Here is a 15,047-nt window from a genome sequence, read left to right on the forward strand (position 1 = left end):
ATTAGTTACATAACAATTATTATGTAAACAAACAACGTGAAAAACATCCACTATATGTGGAGGACTATGTTCGAATCGGGCCGCGATGGAGCCCCCATTTCTATCCATGAGGTGAATTCCATAGGGCCCGACATCCGTTTCTCCCGTTTTTCGCTTCGTTTCAACTGCTTTTCGCAGAAATCATGAGCTTAAGCCCGAGATACTGCAGACCGTACAAATAATCCTGCTTCCAGTCGCTGGTTGTGAGCTTGGGCAGATGTTCCGCCGGAATATAGTCTGCGCTCCTTGCCGCGATCCGGTTAACGAGGGTTGAGTCCACTTCGTCATGACAAAAAATAATCGCATGCGGGTTTATAATAGCCGTGCATGCAGCTACAAGCCGGCTGACCGCATCGATGCCGTCCTCTGTCAAGGATGCGTCCCGCGATTCATTGCCTTTTTTTAAAGCTTGTTGAAAATTCCGGTCATCGTATTGAGGAACGAACGAAACTTCCCCCGAGAAAAACGTGCTTCCCCTCACCACATCTCCGTTGATTAAAATGCCGGCGCCAGGGCCGTTTTGACCGAAATATAAGTAAAACAGGGATGGATTGTTTTCATGGTTCCTTTTGTTGTAATAACCAAGGACCGCAGCGTTCATATCGTTCTCAACGACGACAGGAATGGCGAACCGCCCCTCAAAGTATCCCTTCAAATCAAAATTGTGAAACTGCTTGTAGGTCGGGATAAAAATGACGCGGCCATTATTGACCGAACCGGGGACACCGATCGCAAGCGAGCGGATATTCGGATATTTTACAATTATTTGTTCGATATGCTCCGCCAGTCTTGAGACATCTTCCATAAGGACACTCGATGTGCTGCCTTGTTCTTTCACTTCACCCAAGCAATTAAAAACCGTGTAGTTCGTTTCCGTTTTTTCTAAGAATAGCGCTAAACCAAGCATATACTCCGGGTTATAAGCGTACCTTTTCGCCCTTCTTCCACCGTTGGATTCATCGATGCCGGCTAATAGAAGCTCCCCGCTCTTCTCCAATTGAGCAATGAATTTGCTAATCGTCGGAAAGCTGATTCCCAGTTTATCGCTCAGCTCAACTTTCGTTGCGCTTCCAAGCTCAAGCAGTGCCGTACGCAAACTGCGAACAATGAAATGCTTCATATCTTTTGGGGTTGCAGGCTGCCCATTCATTATGTTCACCACCCTGTAACACATCTTATTAAACAACTTTAATAAAACACAACGATACTATATCAAAAATTTCAAGCAATGGAAAGCGAATTCATTTGCTGCCGCTCCCGCTCTTTCGCGTTGATTTGTCCTGACAAAGTGACAGTTCGTCTACCTTTTTTTCAATCACACTGCTATACTTACTTCAAGAACCCGCCTGAGGTGATTGCTATGAACATCATTAAAGTCAAGGACCGCAACGAACTGGAAAAAAAATTGCCGACTATGCCGTGGTATGTGGAGAAATTCATTAATTACAAGCTGCCCGATCTTTCGCCTTCGTCGCTGCTGGAATACGTCAGAGATTACGAGACGTTCTTCTCCTGGCTGCTTGCGGAAGGCCTCTCCACGGCAGATTCCATCGCCCATATTCCGATCGAGGATCTGGAAAAAATTCATATGGACAGCGTCGATAACTTCCGCATGTTTCTCGCTACGCGCAAGGAGCAGGCTAACGTGAAGACGACGATTAACCGCAAGCTGTCCGCCCTCCGCTCCCTGTTTCATTATTTGAGCCAAATTGCCGAGGATGACAATTTTTACCCGCTTCTGAAGCGCAATGTGATGGCCAAAATCGAGATCAAGCGTTCGCACAAGCCGAAAGATACCGCGGCGAAGCTGGAGGGAAAGCTGCTGCAGGAGCAGGAAATTATCGAATTTATTGATTATGTGCATAGCGGTTACGAGTACGATGTCGCCACCAACAAGCAGGCTCTTTATTCCTATGAGCAAAATAAAGTACGCGACGCCTGCATCATTACGTTAATTTTGAACTCCGGTCTGCGCGTTTCCGAGGTGTTCAATCTGAATGTCGACGACATCGATCTCAAAAAAAAGCTGACTTACGTTTACCGCAAAGGGAAAAACGACGATACCTTCAAGACGCCGGTCTACTTCCGCCAAAATGCGATTCAGGCGCTGACGGACTACCTGACGATCCGGCAAACCCGCTACAAGCCGGCGAAAAAAGAAAAAGCCCTCTTCCTTGCCATAGCCAACGGCAAAAAAGAAGGCGAGCGAATGACCAAACGGGCCATTCAGGAGATGGTCATCAAATACGCCAAGCGCTTCGGCAAGCCGTATTTGTCCGTGCACAAGCTGCGGCACTCGTTCGCGACCGATTATTATTTGCTCAACGATCTGTACAAAACCCAAGAGCAGCTTGGCCATGCTTCCCCGGAGACGACGCAGATCTACGCGCATCTTACCGACAAAACGATGGCCGAGGCCATCGACAAACGGGCGGAATCCTGAAGATTACTTCAGGATTTCTTCAATTTGCGCGAGCTCTTCGGCGGAAAATTCGAGATTTTTCAGCGCCGCGACATTTTCTTCGATTTGTGAGACACGGCTGGCCCCAATCAGCGCCGAAGTGACGCGTTCCCCTCTCAGCACCCAGGCAAGCGCCATTTGCGCAAGGCTTTGACCGCGGCTGCCGGCGAGCTCGTTCAGCTTGCCTATTTTGACCAGCTTGTCTTCGGTAATGTCCTTCGCGTTCAAGAACACACTGCTGCCGCCGGCACGGGAGTCGGTCGGGATGCCGGTAACATACTTGTTCGTCAGCAGCCCTTGTGCCAGCGGACAAAAGGCGATGCTGCCCACGCCGTGCTCGTCAAGAACGTCCTGCAAACCGTCTTCGATCCAGCGGTTCATCATGCTGTAGGAAGGCTGGTGAATGAGCAGCGGCGTGCCCAGCTCCTTCAAAATTTTGACCGCCTGTTCCGTCTGTTCGGCCGTATAGCTGGACAATCCTATGTACAGCGCTTTTCCTTGGCGGACAATTTGATCCAGAGCTCCCATCGTCTCTTCGAAAGGCGTATTCGGGTCAGGTCTGTGCGAATAAAAAATGTCGACATATTCCAGCCCCATCCGTTTCAAGCTTTGATCCAGACTGGAAATTAAATATTTTTTCGAACCCCACTCGCCATAGGGGCCTTCCCACATGTAATAGCCCGCTTTGGTCGAGATGATCATCTCGTCCCGGTAAGCGGCCAAATCGCTTTTCAACACTTTGCCGAACATTTCTTCGGCCGATCCCGGAGGCGGTCCGTAATTGTTCGCCAAATCAAAATGCGTGATGCCCAAATCAAAAGAACGCAGCAGCATTGCCCTTCCGTTCTCATGCGTATCCACGCCGCCGAAGTTATGCCACAGGCCCAGCGAAATCGCCGGAAGCTTGAGTCCTGATCTGCCTGTCCGATTATATTTCATCTCTGCGTACCTGGTTGCGCTTGCTTGATATTTCATAAGCTTACCTTCCTCCCTTGGCTTCAATCCTTTTTAGTATAGGCTAACGGCCGCAACAAAAAAAGAACTGAAAAAAACGTGTCTAAGTTACCTGAAGGTTAGTAAACACTTTTTTTCCAAATTTCCGTCACTCGCGCGCCGTGCTGTTCCAGCCATTTCGTTTTCTCCCACGTACTCCGAACGATCCCTGCCAATACTTCACGGCCATCGACGCCGTCCAGAAACCGGCCGAGGAAATGCACGAATACATCCAGCCTGCGAAGCTCGACCAGCAGAGGCAGCGCCTGAACCTCTTCTTCCTCCAAAGCGGCATAGCGGCGGTAGCCCGATAGCAAAGCTTCGATATTTCCCCACATTTCGGCCTCGGGAATCGCCGGGTCAATTAGATCCGATAGGCAAACGGCCAGTTCCATAACCCGCAAATCCCGCGTGACAAATTCAAAATCGAGTATCGCTGCGATACGGCCCTCCGCATCTACAAGCATATTCGAGCCGTTGATGTCGCCATGGACGAGCTGGTGCGGCAGCCGCTTCAAATCCGCGATCCGCTCAAAAAAAGCTTCGAACCGTTTCTCGATGTACAAAAGCGCCGTCTGCAGCGGCAAAAAGAAATCCGGAGGCATCCGGCAAAATTGCGAAATCGCTTCCGGCGTACAGCGCGGATGGATGTCCTCAATTTCGTAATAAGGCCTGTACGCCGGCGCGGAGGCGATGTTCAGGCGCTGCAGCGCGTTGGAAAGCTGTCCAACGGCTTCCCCGACCCGCCCGATCTGCGCAGGGCTCATCCCGTACGGATTCGTTCCCTCCGTATAGCTGAACAGAGCCGCAAGCTTCCCGGAAGCGCCATTCGTCTCGGCTATCGTCCCGCCTGACGGCAGACTAACCGGAACAGGCGTTCGAAAAGGAAGCTTCAGCCCGGATAAAGCGAGCAGCACCTCGTGCTCATAGGCGATCTTGGCGCGATCCCGATGCGTTTCATAGATGCGAAGCACATACTTGTTTCCGCCGGTTTCGACAAAGCGGGTCGTATTGTTCATGCCGCCTTCGCAGGCAGTCATCGACCATTTCTGACCGGGAAACCAGCGCTCTGCCAATGCTTGCAAATTTTGTTCCACAATTGCATTCATACGCTGCTTTTTACTCCTCTTCGCCTGGCTAGACCAGAAAATCTCCTTCAACCGCAAACTCAAAATCTTCCACATCAAAAGCTTCCGCCGGAACTCCAGCTTCAACCATCCGTTCCAACATGTCCAACTGGTCCGTCAGGAGAGCAGCACTCTCTTTAATCGCAGTCAAAATAAGCTCCGTCTCAATCGGATCGAACTGCTCGCCGTATTCGGCATTATCGATCGCATAAACGACAGTCAGGGAGACATTCTCATTGATCGGCAGCGGCGGGCTTTTTTTCCAGGGTACGAGTAAAGCCCTTTCAATTTTCTTCTTATTGAACGATTCCTCGAAAAACGCAAGCAATTCGCCGATTTTTTGCTTCACGAAAACGTCGTCCTCGCTATTTTGCATAATCGGTTCGTTGGTTTCCTGTATTTCGTACAATTCTTGAATACTGGTATAAGGGATCACAAATGTAACCGGGCGCCCAGGATGCAGCAATTGCCCGTGAATGGCCAGCATAACGGCTTCAATAACGAAAACTCGGGACATGCTTCACCCCTCCTTCTTTTGTTCTAAATAAAACGATACTTCCATCTATCATACATAATTCCTTATTGGCATTTCAATGGAAAAACAAAAAAACGTTCGTTCTCCGGATCCTGAAGGACCAGAAAGAACGAACGCGCGGCTGAAACCTTATAAACTTCCATCTGTCACCTCATGGGCATGATAAGTAGCTTGGTAAGAAACGGGCTTTTTGGAAAACCGGTTGGCGTACGACGAAGCCACATAGCAATCCGGTTTAATGACGGGCACCATGCCCACCGACTCGACTCTGCGAACCATTTCTTCGACGAACTTGGCCGTCTTGTTCTTGGCTGCGTCTTCGCCGGCGTCGATATGAATGTACATCTCGAACGAGGCGCCCTGATAAATATGCGGCAGTATCACATTTTCCATATCTCGCCGTTTGGTCTCATCAAAGTATAATGCGATTTCTTCGCTCAAGGCCGTCTCCGTCGACAGCTTTTCTTTGACCGATGTCAAAGCGCGAGGAACCAACACTTGGCGGTAGCAAGCCCACGCGCCTTTCCCCATCCGCTGGATGACGACACCGGTAATAAATTTCGTGCATCCTGCATGCACCTGGCAATCGGTGCCGATGATGAACTTGTACGCTGCCAGTGGTTCGAGCCGCATAAAGCGAAGAATTCTCTCATGAACGTCCTCAATCGTGAGTCCACTTTCGGTCGTATTCCGAAACTCCAGTTGCTGCTGCACGGTTCTCCGATGTCCCAATGATAAGGCGCTTCCTTTCTCTTTAAGATTCGGATGAAGCAAAGGCGGTATATCCCAACCGCCTCTTATCTATATTATATGGCAAAAACGTCAAGATCGAACCGTCGTTATTTGCAAAACCCCGGTCCGGCTCCGAAATGTCAGGAAATGTCCCCTTTTCGCGCTTCCGGTTTGCCCGCTTCATTCTCGAACAACACGTAAGCGGGATCATTTTTCAGCCTGACGTTGCAAAGCTTCATTTCCCTCTCGTCCATCTCTCTCACATCCCATTCGGCCGGTTCCGCTACCCCCGCGGCCTGCAAAAAAGGCCGGGCCTCTTCCTCCGCCTCCCTGGCTTCCGCCCAATACTTAACTCCATAATACGCCAGTTGATAATGATTGACCAGCATGCATGTATAGATTTGCTTCGTTGCCGAGTGCTGAAGCACATAGGGCATATTCCTGTTCCATCCTTCCCGCCGCCAGCAACAAAGGCACTGTCCCGCGAGGGGAAAGTGCCCGTGCCTGTTCGTTATTTACAAATACGGATTGTCGTGCTTGGCTTTCAACATGTTCCAGCGGCGCTCCACTTCGAGCTCGAACGATTGTAACGATTCCGCGTACTCCGGCTTCGTCATATGCTTCGTTTTGCCCATCGTTTTGAGCCAGTCGGCCAAAGGAATTTTCTTTCCCTTGTCTTCCGGGTTGTACGTGAGCGTCGTAACGCCATGCTCCACTTCATACAGCGGGAAAAAGCAGGAATCTACCGCAGCGCCGACGATATTCGAGCCTTCCTGGTCTTCGGACAGCCAGTTGAGCGGGCAGGCAATCAAAATTTTGCCGTACACCATGCCTTCATGCTGGGCGTACCACTGCGCTTTGGCCGCCTTTTTCACCAAATCCTGCGGATATGCCTCCGAGCCTGTGAACACGTAAGGAATATGGGTCGCCGCCATAATTTGCGCGGTGTCCTTGTGGTGGAACACTTTGCCGCCCTGTTTCTTGCCGACGTTCGACGTCGACGTCCGGTGACCGAGCGGAGTCGAGTACGACAGCTGCGCGCCCGTATTCATGTAGCCTTCATTATCGTATTCAAGGATAATCATTTTATGATTGCGCAGCGCAGCGCCGATGGCCGGCCCCATGCCGATGTCCATGCCGCCGTCGCCGGTGATCATGACGAAGGTGAAATCGTCCTGCAGCCCAAGCCCGTCGAGCTCGCCGCGGCGCTTGCGCTCCCAGAACATTTCGACGACGCCGGAAAGCGTTGCCGCCCCGTTCTGGAACAAATTATGGATATACGTCGCCTTATGGGCGGAGTACGGATATCCGGTCGTGACAACCATCGCGCAGCCCGTGTGGAACAGTGCGACGATATCGCCCTCGATGCCTTTGAAGAACATCTCCAGGCCCGAGAAAATGCCGCAGCCCGGACAAGCGCCGTGCCCCGGAGCGATGCGCTTCGGCTTCTTCGTCAGCGAGCGCAGCGGCGGAATGCGGACGTTCAGCTTGCCGGAAGCTTCGTCCGGAGTGACGGTAATGAGGCCCGTCTTGAGATCCTCATATTTCATTGGCGTCAGCACGCGCTTCGGCGCCTTCGCCGGATCTCCCGCCGTATGGCCGTAATAATCGAAAGGTACTTCCACGTACCCTTTGTTCATCGCGTCGATCGCAAATTGGAACAGGTTGTGGCCGTCTTCCGAGTAAAAATCTTTGCCGCCCAAGCCGTAGACACGGCTAATCACAAGCGTATCGTGATTTCTGTGCGTGAACAGCGCGGCTTTGATCTCGTTGACCATATTGCCGCCATGCCCGCCGTAAGAATCGGCGCGGTCGCCGACCGTGACCGCTTTGACATGCTGCAAAGCTTCGGCAATTTGCTTTGCCGGGAAAGGCCGGATCATGTTCGGCGCAATCGAACCGGCTTTGATGCCCTTCTCGCGCAGCTGGTCGACTACGTCCTTGATGATCTCCGACGAGGAGTTCATCAAAAACACGGCGACTTCCGCATCGTCCATCCGGTACAGATCGAGAATCGGATAATCGCGCCCTGTCAAGTCCGCGTATTCCCGGCGGATCCGGTCGAACACTTCCTCCGCGTTGTACATGGCGACCGACTGCTGATAGCAGTTGTTAATATAGTCCGGCTCGTTCATATACGGGCCTACGGTTATCGGATTGTTGCGGTCCAGCGTATTCGGGAATCCTTGCGGTTGCTCGCCGATGAAAGCATGCACATCCTCACGGTTGGCGAACGTCTGCACTCTTCGTTTTTGGTGCGAGGTGAAGTAGCCGTCGGACGCGACGAGCACAGGCAGGCGCACCGCAGGGTCTTCGGCCAGCTTCAAAGCCATAATATTCATATCGTATACGGCCTGCGGATCGCGGCACATCAGGATCGGCCAGCCGGTATTGAGCGCATAATACAGATCGGAATGGTCGCCGTGAATATCCAGAGGGCCGGATACCGAGCGGCATACCAGATTCATCACCATCGGAAACCGGGTGCCGGACTGAACCGGCATCTGCTCCAGCATGTACAAATAGCCGTTGGCGCTTGTCGCGTTGAATACGCGGCCGCCGGCGGTCGAAGCGCCGTAACATACGCCCGCCGAGCCGTGTTCGCCGTCAGCCGGAATGAGCACGATGTCATGCTGGCCGTTCGTTTTCATCAAATCGAGAAATTGGGCTACTTCCGTGGACGGAGATATCGGAAAATATCCCATGATATGATAATTGATTTGATGAGCGGCATATGCGGCCATCTCGTTACCGGATTCGTACACAATCCGCTGCTCGATTTTGGCCTGCCCCAATTCCTTTTTGATATCAATGGCCATACGTTTGTATCCACCCTTCTCCCATGAATGATCCTATAGCGGATGTTATGCCGTGCGCGGCTAGACGCCTGCGGCCAAATTGAACCGGTGCGGCATCCGGTGCGAATCCGCGTAGCCGTCCTCTTCTCTTTCGCTGGACAGCGCTTCGGTCGGACAAGCCTGTACACATTTCAGGCAGCCCTTGCAGTATTGATAGTCGATGCCCTGCAAAAACATTTGCGGACGGCCCTTTTTATCCGGAAGCTCATCCCACACGAAGCAGAAGTCCGGACACACATTGTCGCAAGAAGCGCAATGTATGCACTTGTCTTCGTGAAAATGCGGCATCATCCCCGCCCGGGAAATGCTGAGATCTTTCAGAATGCTGTTGCCCGGATTCGTAATCACGCCGCCGATCGGCTGCGTCGCATATCCGAGAACAGGCGTATCGAAGCGCACAAAGTCGGGCATCGTCTCCCCTTCGGGCAGTGCGTACGTTTGGAATTGCACTTCGTCGTAGCCGCGGTCAAAAGTGCGGATGGCCGGAGCTACCGCCTGCGGATACTTTTTCTCCAGCGATTTGCGGATGACGCCGCGCATCACTTCCGGGTCCAGAAAGTCGCAGAGGCGGAACAAGGCGCCAAGCATCGCCATGTTGACTCTGTTCTTCTCCTCCAGCGCGATGCCGATCGCATCGATAACCGCAATGGTGCCGCCTCTGAGCTTCATCTTTTCCTTCAGCTCATCTGGCGTTTTTGTCGAATTTACCAAAACCGTGCTGTCTTCATAAATTCCGCTGATAACGTTTACAGTTTTTGAAAGAGCTTCATGAAAAACACCGACTACATGCGGTCGTTCGACCGGAGACGTATCGCGAATATTCGTATTCATATCGCAAAAACGGATGTGTGCCTTTACGGCTGAACCCTTCTTCTCCGAACCGTATGAAGAAAAGCTGACACCGTTAAGCCCTACCCCTACTACTCCTGCTTCTGCGAGCATTTTACCGGCCAAGTTCGCACCGAGTCCGCCAATGGATTCCAGCCTAATCTCGAAAAAGCCGAGATCGTTCACTTTGGGTAAAGTTACCATTCCATGTCTCCTTTCAAAAATGTGCTGCGATTGAATTTTATGAATTGTTAATCTACTTTCATTGTAACAATAAATTTCCCGTAAGCAACAGTTTTTTACAATGACTAGGATTATAACAAGTAATCCATAATCAATCCGCACGAGCCCATATAAAAGCTCTCCTGTTTTTCATCCGCTTCATTCGGACTTTCCTCCGCACAACCGTCCATACACTGTTCGCAAACATCGACATATCCTTCGTCAAGCGGATCAAAGACAACTCCACAAACATGCGGGCAAGCCCTCATCCTTATCGCTCTCCGTTCTATCGCAGCTCATCATTTGAAAACGCTTTCTCTTATTATACAGCGATGCGCTGAAAATGTCTCACATCACTTTGTTAAATCTTTATCATTTGAAACGTATCCAACCTATTTGAAGTACTCGTAATTTGTGAGATAATGTAGAAAAAAACCATATTCTGTCGTACGTTTAGAAAGGACGGTTCGTATTGCTCCATTCCGTCATCACCCATGAACTTCATGGTCTTTTATACATGATGAGTGCGCTGTTGATCTACTTGGTTCTTACTCCTATATATGTATACAAAGAACAAAAGCGTAAAATTCTTTTCGTCCTCATCCTCTTCGTGCTCACCTATTTCTATTTGGGCTATGAAGATATAGAGCCGATTGTCTATACTTTGCATCTGATTCCCGTCTCACTTACGCTAGCGATCCTCTTCGAGGGATCCGTACCCGGCATTTTTACGTGGATCGCATTCAACTTCGGCAATCTGGTCATTTTGCAAAATGAACTGCTTCCCGTACTGCTCGGCAGCACCTTCATGCTCGCGGCGGGCCTCTATTTGAAGCGGAAGATGGTCGCCGACAGCTTCAAAGCCAAATTTATATTCGTATCCGTCCTGATGTTCGGTTACTTGGCGCTTTATTTGGCGGCAGGCCCCGCACTGCTTGACCAAAACTACGTGTATGCCGCTTACGCGGTATCGCTGTCCTTCGTTTCGAGCTGGTTCGTGACCTTTCTTTTTTTCCACGTCAAAAAGCAGGAGATCAATAAAGAGAAATTGCTGCATCTCGAAAAAGACCGCATGATCGGACAAATGGCCGCTTCGGTCTCCCATGAAATCCGCAATCCGCTGACGACGACCCGCGGCTTTTTGCAAATGATGGAACAGAAGGAATTTTCCGAGGAAGAGCGCAAACGCTTCATTTCGCTCGCTTTATCCGGCATCGATCAGGCCAATGCGATTATTAGCGACTATTTGCATTATGCGAAGCCGAACAGAAGTCAGCAGGAAAAGCTGAATATCAAGGAAGAGCTTGCTTCGATGCTCCGATTTATGAATCCGATCGCTGTCTCCAATCAAATAACGGTCGACATCTCGCATAGCAGCGACTCCCCTCTCTACATATGGGGAGAATCGAAAAAATTGCGCCAGTGCCTGATGAATTTGATCAAAAATGCGATCGAATCCATGCCTGACGGCGGAACGCTTACCGTACATACACACCTAACCGAATCTACCATTCATGTTTGGATATCCGATACCGGGGTCGGCATGAGCAAAACGCAAATCAATTCGTTAGGAATGCCGTTCTATACGACCAAAGCGGATGGAACCGGCCTGGGCCTCGTCGTTGTCATGAGCATCATAAAGTCGATGAACGGCAAAATTTCCTATTCCAGCAATCCGAATAAGGGCACCGTCTGTCTGATTCAATTTCAGGCCGGATAACGATTGACAAGCTTCCGTTAACAAGTCCGCCGGATTGTGGTATTCTGATAGAATAGCGATCAGCAGAATAGCGAAGGAGGCTGTCCCATGAATCCGGATTTTATTCAGATCAAATCGCTTGAGGGCGATCTTAAGATGTCCCACAAAAAGAAGGATTACGGGCTGACGGTTTCCACGAGAGAACTGGTCCTTCATAAGCCGCACGTGAATTATTACTTCAAGCTTGAAGATATGATCAGCATCGTGCCCTATGACGTGGGAGCTATGAAAGCAATCACTTTTGTCAATGCGCGATCCAAGAATCAGGAGTCCGCTTCACTCACTCCCGGTTCGGAGCACTTTAGAATTTATGTTCACAAAGCGACCGTTCATAACAGAAGCGGAATTTTCCTTCTGGGACCTACGGATGTTATCATTCCGATTCATAAGAGTATGCTTCAGGCGATATCCGAGTGCGTGCAGAACGCCGGGTTAACAGCACTGTAAATACTCATGCGTGCGAAAAAGGCAAAAAAGGCATCTTCCCCTCATCCGGCAGGGTAAAGATGCCTTTTCGTCAACGGCGGTTTCCGCGGAACGTTCCGCAGCCGTCGCTAACTGAGCGAACGCGATTCCTGTTTGGCACGTATCGTGACGAACACGAAGCAAAGCAGTAAAAATACAAAGATGCCGATGCCGACGATTTCGAAATCGAGTTCGGCCCACGGATTGAAAAACGTAAAAGCTTCGTAGAACGAAACCCCGTAAGCAAGAATGACGATCACCCATCCGATCAGCCTTGAAGCCGACTGCCCCAGCTTTCCGGAATGATGAATCATCCGGTAAGCAATCAGCGAATCCAGCGTATCGGTCAGCATCATCCCGAACATAAACACAAGCCCCAAAATAACGGGCATGTATTCGATTTTATTGCTTGCGGCAATCGCCCAAACGGACGTTTGGCTAATCGTTTCGGCAGCCAATGCGAAAATCGCGCCTACCAAAATAATTAAAAAAGGATTGGTTGTCCCTTTGGCGACTTTATCGATAAATTTCCCTTTGTATCCTTTAATTTGAAAGCTCTCGTTTTTGTATTTCGAACGCAGAAGATTATAAATATTGATCGTTCCAATGAGGAAAAGCGACAATATCGAAATCCATGTTGCGAAAGTATCGAAGTAATCGGGAAACTCAAAATCTTTGATGAACATCCCCAAAACAATCGCCATACTGGCCACTACCGCCCCATGGCCAAAAGAAAACAAAGTGCCTACCCATCTGGCGATCGGGCTTCCCATCCGCCAATTATAACGGGTTTGTCCGTCAATAAAAGCCAAATGATCCGCGTCCAAGCCATGACGCAATCCCAAAGCAAAAACAAGAAAAATAAGCGATACGGTTGACAATGTACTCACCATTCCTTTTCTCCGAAGGCATTTTAAGGTGTACGGATAGGTAGGTCTTCTGGCTCCCGGATCAATGCTTCTCTTCAGTCTTCCCCAGCATGCGGCTGAGTGACGTTATTGAAGAAGGCTCCCCGGTTACAGCGGCGGGACCGCTCGGGAGTTGCACCCGATTCCCTGTTACCCCTTGCTTGGCAAGGGCACCTGGCCGTAAACGTATTTGGTTGTGAGATAAACCTCTATCGAGGTCTTTCGAAGATGAGCGACCGCGTTTAGAGGTAGGTTTATTCGCCAATAAGAATGTGTTCTACGCGCTTTAGCGCTGTAAAGAACTTATACATTCTTATGTGGTAAAAAACGCGCAATTTTCAGGACGTCCGAGGCTAGGCTATATGCCTTCCCTGCTTCGGATAAAAGCGAAAAGGCGCTCGCAGCTGCTGTCGACCATCTCGTACACTTCTTCAAAATTGCCTGTGTAGTACGGGTCGGGGACGTTGCCGCCGCCCTTATCCGGGGCAAACTCCAACAGTTTATGAATGGAGGCGCCATGTGCATCCGGAGCAAACGATTTTAAATTCGTTATGTTGCTGTCATCCATGGCAATGATATATGTAAACTGTTCAAAATCGTCTGCCTTCACTTGCCTTGCGGTCAGTCCGTGATGATCGATGCGGTGACGGTCCAAAATTCGTCTCGTTCCCTGATGCGGCCGCTCTCCGGTGTGCCAGTCCCCCGTGCCCGCGGAATCAACAACGATACGCCCATCCAGGCCGGCCTGCTTCACTTTATGGCGAAAAACAGCCTCAGCCATAGGCGAGCGGCAAATATTGCCCAAGCATACGAATAGCACTTGAATCATGGCGCACCGAAAATAAGCTGTTTTTCTCGCATCGTAAGCCCTCTGGCAGGGATGTCAAGTACGATTTTGCCTTCCGCCAATCCCCAAATCCGCGTTGCGTACCGCTCCGCGAGCTCGACCTGGTGCAGCGCGGCGATGACCGTCAAATTGCTTTCCTTGCATAAGGATCGCAAGTCGTTCATGATGTATTCCGTCGCTTTCGGATCCAGGCCCGACACCGGCTCGTCGGCGACCAGCACTTTAGGTCCATGGATGAGCGCTTTCGCGATCGCAACCCTTTGCTGCTCGCCGCCGCTTAATTGGCTAATTTTTTTATCGCCTTTGTCGAGCAAGCCTACTTTTTCCAAATAGTCCATCCCGATAACATGCTCATCGCGTGAAACGGCTCCCGTTAAAATACGGATCGGCGTTTGATAAAATTTCCCCATCATGACATTCTTGATAGCGCTTTTATTTCTATTCAACGCCGGCTTTTCCTCAAGAAAAGCGAAATCTTTGCCGAGCTTCCATCGATCCAACAGCCCTGGCGTCGTAATATCGTTCGACTGGTAGATGAGCTGGCCGGACGTCCATTTTTCCTGGTGGCTGATGCAGCGCAGCAGCGTCGTTTTCCCGCTGCCGCTCCCTCCCACCACTGCGATGAATTCTCCTTCATCGACGCGAAAGCTGATCTGAGACAGCACTTTATTGTCCGGCGGATAAACTTTGCTTAAATTTCGTACCGTGATCATGACACCGTCTCCTTAACATTGTGCTCAACATGAACTTGAACCCGTAAGCTATTGGCAAAAATCGCCCATCTAGCGGCATCTGGCCTGACAAGAGGGCGATTTTCGGTTTCATTCACTTTATTCGCTGCAGCTGCTCGGACTCGACGCTTGGCCCGCTTCCACGTTGATTTTATCCGAAATCGTATCGCGGACGACCGACATGACAAGCTGAAGCAAATAGTTAATGTCTTCCTGAGACTGTTTAAATTCGCTCACGATAGGAATCCCGTCCAGCTCATCCTGCAATTCATCGATCTCTTTCTCGATTTTATCCACCATTTTGGCGTTTTGAAACTTCTCGAAAGCGACGATTTCCTTTTGCTTTTTCTTGATTCCGCTGATCAGCTTTTGAATATGCTCATTACCGGAAATTTTTTTCTCCGCTTGCTGGTAAAACTGCACCTCGTTCGAAGTCGTCAGCAGTTCCGCAAGCTCTTTCGCTTTGGCCAAAATATCCTCACGAACAATTAATTCCGTATTCGTATAATGCTCCATTTCAAACGCATGGGGATGATGGTGAC

The 15,047-nt window shown here is 50.2% G+C and carries 15 protein-coding genes and 1 riboswitch; of the genes, 3 read left to right on the forward strand and 12 right to left on the reverse strand.

The genetic code is table 11. The features are described from left to right. Positions 1 to 160: 160 nt before the first annotated feature. Positions 161 to 1,189 carry an ROK family transcriptional regulator gene (locus AC3G2T_RS27210; RefSeq protein ID WP_488437557.1) on the reverse strand — a complete coding sequence of 343 codons (1,029 nt, stop codon included), beginning with the start codon at positions 1,187 to 1,189 and terminating at the stop codon, positions 161 to 163. Between the two features lie 210 nt (positions 1,190 to 1,399). Between AC3G2T_RS27210 and xerS the strand changes: the two genes are divergently transcribed. After that, the gene (xerS, locus tag AC3G2T_RS27215) at positions 1,400 to 2,482 is read left to right on the forward strand and encodes a tyrosine recombinase XerS (RefSeq protein WP_474683133.1); all 1,083 of its coding nucleotides are present in this window, start codon (positions 1,400 to 1,402) and stop codon (positions 2,480 to 2,482) included. A gap of 3 nt (positions 2,483 to 2,485) precedes the next feature. On the opposite strand, the gene mgrA is transcribed toward xerS, so the two are convergent. The 7 genes from mgrA to AC3G2T_RS27250 all read right to left on the reverse strand — a co-directional run bounded on the left by mgrA (position 2,486) and on the right by AC3G2T_RS27250 (position 9,777). Next, positions 2,486 to 3,475, reverse strand: a complete 990-nt coding sequence (mgrA, locus tag AC3G2T_RS27220; RefSeq protein WP_474683134.1) for an L-glyceraldehyde 3-phosphate reductase — start codon at positions 3,473 to 3,475, stop codon at positions 2,486 to 2,488. A 98-nt stretch (positions 3,476 to 3,573) separates the two neighbouring features. Further along, on the reverse strand, positions 3,574 to 4,602 hold the full coding sequence (locus AC3G2T_RS27225) for a phosphotransferase (protein WP_474683135.1): 1,029 nt from the start codon (positions 4,600 to 4,602) through the stop codon (positions 3,574 to 3,576). Positions 4,603 to 4,630: 28 nt separating this feature from the next. Continuing rightward, complete coding sequence (locus tag AC3G2T_RS27230) at positions 4,631 to 5,137, reverse strand: ADP-heptose synthase (protein ID WP_474683136.1); 507 nt, start codon at positions 5,135 to 5,137, stop codon at positions 4,631 to 4,633. Positions 5,138 to 5,284: 147 nt separating this feature from the next. Next, entirely contained in the window at positions 5,285 to 5,887 is a 603-nt protein-coding gene (locus AC3G2T_RS27235; protein ID WP_474683137.1) for a ribonuclease H-like YkuK family protein, read from the reverse strand. Positions 5,888 to 6,027: 140 nt separating this feature from the next. Beyond that, positions 6,028 to 6,324, reverse strand: a complete 297-nt coding sequence (locus AC3G2T_RS27240; protein ID WP_474683138.1) for a hypothetical protein — start codon at positions 6,322 to 6,324, stop codon at positions 6,028 to 6,030. Between the two features lie 78 nt (positions 6,325 to 6,402). Continuing rightward, complete coding sequence (locus AC3G2T_RS27245; protein WP_474683139.1) at positions 6,403 to 8,706, reverse strand: thiamine pyrophosphate-dependent enzyme; 2,304 nt, start codon at positions 8,704 to 8,706, stop codon at positions 6,403 to 6,405. 60 nt (positions 8,707 to 8,766) lie between these two features. Next, positions 8,767 to 9,777, reverse strand: a complete 1,011-nt coding sequence (locus tag AC3G2T_RS27250) for a 2-oxoacid:acceptor oxidoreductase family protein (RefSeq protein WP_474683140.1) — start codon at positions 9,775 to 9,777, stop codon at positions 8,767 to 8,769. A gap of 490 nt (positions 9,778 to 10,267) precedes the next feature. Here AC3G2T_RS27250 and AC3G2T_RS27255 point away from each other — a divergent pair, with 490 nt between their 5' ends. Further along, complete coding sequence (locus AC3G2T_RS27255) at positions 10,268 to 11,515, forward strand: ATP-binding protein (RefSeq protein WP_474683142.1); 1,248 nt, start codon at positions 10,268 to 10,270, stop codon at positions 11,513 to 11,515. Between the two features lie 87 nt (positions 11,516 to 11,602). Further along, a complete protein-coding gene (locus AC3G2T_RS27260; RefSeq protein WP_474683143.1) occupies positions 11,603 to 12,001 on the forward strand; it encodes a hypothetical protein in 399 nt (132 codons plus the stop codon). A gap of 107 nt (positions 12,002 to 12,108) precedes the next feature. On the opposite strand, the gene AC3G2T_RS27265 is transcribed toward AC3G2T_RS27260, so the two are convergent. The 4 genes from AC3G2T_RS27265 to AC3G2T_RS27280 form a co-directional block, all read right to left on the reverse strand. Beyond that, positions 12,109 to 12,912: a HoxN/HupN/NixA family nickel/cobalt transporter gene (locus AC3G2T_RS27265; RefSeq protein WP_474683144.1), complete on the reverse strand. Its 804-nt coding sequence runs from the start codon at positions 12,910 to 12,912 to the stop codon at positions 12,109 to 12,111. A gap of 19 nt (positions 12,913 to 12,931) precedes the next feature. Next, positions 12,932 to 13,120, reverse strand: a riboswitch (cobalamin riboswitch). Positions 13,121 to 13,285: 165 nt separating this feature from the next. After that, positions 13,286 to 13,756, reverse strand: a complete 471-nt coding sequence (locus AC3G2T_RS27270) for a low molecular weight protein-tyrosine-phosphatase (protein WP_474683145.1) — start codon at positions 13,754 to 13,756, stop codon at positions 13,286 to 13,288. Beyond that, positions 13,753 to 14,487 carry a phosphonate ABC transporter ATP-binding protein gene (locus AC3G2T_RS27275; protein WP_474683146.1) on the reverse strand — a complete coding sequence of 245 codons (735 nt, stop codon included), beginning with the start codon at positions 14,485 to 14,487 and terminating at the stop codon, positions 13,753 to 13,755. The genes AC3G2T_RS27270 and AC3G2T_RS27275 overlap by 4 nt, the downstream gene beginning before the upstream one ends. Before the next feature lie 117 nt (positions 14,488 to 14,604). Then, positions 14,605 to 15,021 carry a YlbF/YmcA family competence regulator gene (locus tag AC3G2T_RS27280; RefSeq protein ID WP_474683263.1) on the reverse strand — a complete coding sequence of 139 codons (417 nt, stop codon included), beginning with the start codon at positions 15,019 to 15,021 and terminating at the stop codon, positions 14,605 to 14,607. Positions 15,022 to 15,047 lie beyond the last annotated feature (26 nt).

Source organism: Paenibacillus sp. sgz302191 (genome assembly GCF_057749925.1).